Source organism: Cedecea sp. NFIX57, from assembly GCF_900177785.1.
GTDB classification, from domain to species: Bacteria; Pseudomonadota; Gammaproteobacteria; order Enterobacterales; family Enterobacteriaceae; genus Cedecea; species Cedecea neteri_C.
Genome location: NZ_FXAS01000086.1, coordinates 1 through 3,151, shown reverse-complemented (window position 1 = coordinate 3,151; position 3,151 = coordinate 1). Strand labels below are relative to the sequence as shown.

Here is a 3,151-nt window from a genome sequence, read left to right as displayed (position 1 = left end):
ATTAACACGCAAAAGTACCCACCACATGCGGATCGCCATCGCTACAATTCATGGTTAGGAACCTCTAAAAGAGTCGATTGAGCTTCCTAACCATCAAGGTAGTAAGTGAAACACCTCAAGTCTGCGGTTTTTCTGAAGGTGGTTTAATGATGAATGCTTTTGGCTCAGCCTTTTCTTTTACGTTGACAACTATGGCAACCGCAATACTTGCATTGTGGGTTAAAAAATAAGGATGAGGGAATAAACATCATTCGTATCATTTGATACCTAATATAAATTAGGTCACCAACGTCAATACAATGGCTTATATCACTTTCATCTGCTTATTAGTATCAAATGATACCAAAGTTTCATTGCCATCCCCCTGGCCTGGAGCCGTTTTCTTCAGCCGTTCGTCCGGATTCGGGTTTACCGTCATAGCACCGAATCAGCCTAGCAACACGGCATGACGGCGTTTAGAATCCTTGCAGTCACCCTATGCGGCATTGTTTACGCATGTCAGAATGGACAGACGTTGATGATAACCGTTTGGCCATCTGTGCACCAACGCGGCCAAAAGCAGCATTAATGAACGGTCTGGAGCCGCATGCGTGGCTGACTGACGTGCTGTCGCGTCTGCCCTCCGGGCCGGAAGAACGGCTGCATGAGTTGCTTCCGTTAAATGGCTTCACCTTCTCCATCCCAGAGTACGTGTCTGACGATGATACCCGTGTCATAAGCTGACTCACGGGCCCCAACACCGGATGTCGGGTGTTGCTCACCTGACAGCAGAAACTGGAGCAGAGCACAGTAACCACGCGGCCTCCGGCGAAGTCAAAACCTGAAATCCTCTGCCACATTACCGCAGTCAGTACTTCGGCCCCTGACGCGATCCCCCGAGTCAATACTTCAGCGCCTGACCCAATACCTGCATTCCCCCCAAATCGGGTCCCCCTGGAATCCAGGGATGAGTTGCCCGCAACATTACCATAGCTCACGACTGCCCCATGGTTTTTCATGCTCTCCAGGTTGGCAGGGTTACCTGGTCCAGTTCTGGGCACTCAGAGAACGGGCCGTAGGGGTGTCCACATTACCAACGCTTTTGAGTCTGTCGCCCGATAGTTGTCTGACAACACCTAATGCGCTACATGAAGGGGTGAGAGACAGGGTAAGCAGGCAGCCAGTATTCTGGTCTGTGCCACAAAAATTGTAAGTAGCTGCAGGCTGCACATTTAAAAAGACCCCAACCTGCCCGTGAGTTACTCCCAGGCTGGTTATCCGGCTGGGTATCACCAGGTAACTTCCAGAGACGATGGATACAGGTTGTCCCGAAATAAAAACCTGAATATTCCCAGCGTACTGACTGGTACTCTGAAATTGGTAACTTACTGGATAAACACCACCAGAGTCGACACTTGTTTCATCATTAAAACGAGAGCCATTATAGTCACTGGACAGGCTTCCGCAGTTAGTAAGAGAGGCACTTGAGCCAGCGGATACAACAAGCAGGGATACGGCAAGGGCTGTCTGAAGAGAATTCATGATAGGGCTCCGAGTTCGGCAGATGAAGTTTGTTCAGGGTAAATGTTACAATTTGTAGTATATTAAGTATAAACCTGATGCATAAATTTACAACTCACAGCTGGTGACTGACAGAATTTGTAATAGATAGTACAATTTATCCCTCAGACACCCGATAAGCCGCCGCCCGGCGGTTTTCTCCTGCCGTTCGCCCGTATTCGGGTTTACCGTTATTCTACCGAATCCCGCCCCCTCCCCCGTTCCGTTCAGATTTTTTGACCCACTTGTCTTTCCGGCAGATTTTTCTAAAGGGCTGTTTTTCCTTATTTCACCGTCGCCCCGGAGCACCCTGCAGGTCGCTGGCCAGCGGCTGCCGGCCACGCGACCGGAAGAGGATTCATTCAGTCCTGCTGAAGAAGATTTTTCGGGCGCATAGCCCCCGCCACACCGCCCCGGTGCTACACTGTGGCCGCCCGGACGACCCCGGCGTCTGACTAATCCCTGGGGGGTGACGTTTGCCCGGCGGTCTGTCCGGGCAGTCGGCTTTTATTCCGCCTGGAGAAGTTTCCCCGAATGCCCGAGCATCACTAAGTGGGGTTTTTCTCCGCGATGTGAAATTTCAACGAAAACCACCATATTTGGGGTAGTGGCCGGGTAGCTGCGATAACTGCCAACTTTTCTTCACCTCATCACGACGCATAAACGAACGTTTGTGCAACTATCCCTGTCCCAACGTAACGATGCGGCCTTGTGCATTGCAAAAATGTATTGCAATATAAAAGCAAATGGCAACAGGAAATCGCAATCATGCTTATCGGTTATGCCCGGGTTTCGACACAGGAACAGGATACTCAAGCTCAAATATCAGCACTAAAGTCAGCCGGGTGTGAACTGATTTTCCAGGAAAAAGCTTCGGGAGGGCGATGGGATCGACCCGAACTACAACGTCTTTTACAGCAACTACGCAAAGATGATCAGGTTATTGTATGGAAACTGGATCGCCTTTCCCGTTCGCTGAAGGATTTATTGCTGACGCTGGAGAAGATTGAAAACACGGGAGCTGATTTTCGCAGCATTACCGAAAATATTGACACATCCACTCCGGCTGGCAGGATGATGATGCAGATCGTTGGCTCCTTTGCTGAATTTGAACGCGCCATGCTTCGTGAGCGGACAAAGAACGGGCTTGCGGCGGCACGCCAGGATGGCCGGGTTGGTGGGCGACGCCCTAAGTTAACCCCCCAACAGCAAAAAGAGATTGTCTCGCTCGTCACATCGGGGCAAAAAACGGGCGCTGATGCTGCACGTCTGTTCCGTGTTCATCCTTCCACCGTGGTGCGGCTTCTTGCCAGACACCGGATGACTGAGATCGGACAGACATAAATCGATGCGGGGGATTTACAGCAGAGTATGGTTCACCAATCTGACAGCGATGAATTATCGGCACTGCGGGCAGAAAATGCCCGATTGATTTCGCTACTTGATGCCCATGGAATTGAGTGGAGACTTAAGCGGCAGGCTCCGGTACAAAAATTATCAACCTTATCTACTGACGAGAACGGTAGCACGCCTACGGCGTGAGCTCGTCTGCTTCGCAGCCGAAGTCCTTTCCACCCTCATCGCCGTATTTTATACTGGCTTTCATGTACAT

1 protein-coding gene and 2 pseudogenes are annotated in these 3,151 nt (G+C 50.6%); all 3 read left to right on the top strand.

All coding sequences use genetic code 11. From position 1 onward, the window contains the following. Positions 1 to 555 precede the first annotated feature (555 nt). A pseudogene (locus B9Y90_RS25700) lies at positions 556 to 723 on the top strand (transposase domain-containing protein); the annotation flags it as partial. 1,584 nt (positions 724 to 2,307) lie between these two features. Then, positions 2,308 to 2,883, top strand: coding sequence for a recombinase family protein (locus B9Y90_RS25695; protein WP_006709163.1), 576 nt, complete (start codon positions 2,308 to 2,310; stop codon positions 2,881 to 2,883). Positions 2,884 to 2,910: 27 nt separating this feature from the next. Then, a pseudogene (locus tag B9Y90_RS25690) lies at positions 2,911 to 3,057 on the top strand (TOTE conflict system archaeo-eukaryotic primase domain-containing protein); the annotation flags it as partial. Between the last annotated feature and the right edge of the window lie 94 nt (positions 3,058 to 3,151).

Coding starts and splice junctions, on each gene's coding strand:
- B9Y90_RS25695 (WP_006709163.1), top strand. CDS start 2,308: ATGCTTATCGGTTATGCCCGGGTTTCGACACAGGAACAGGATACTCAA.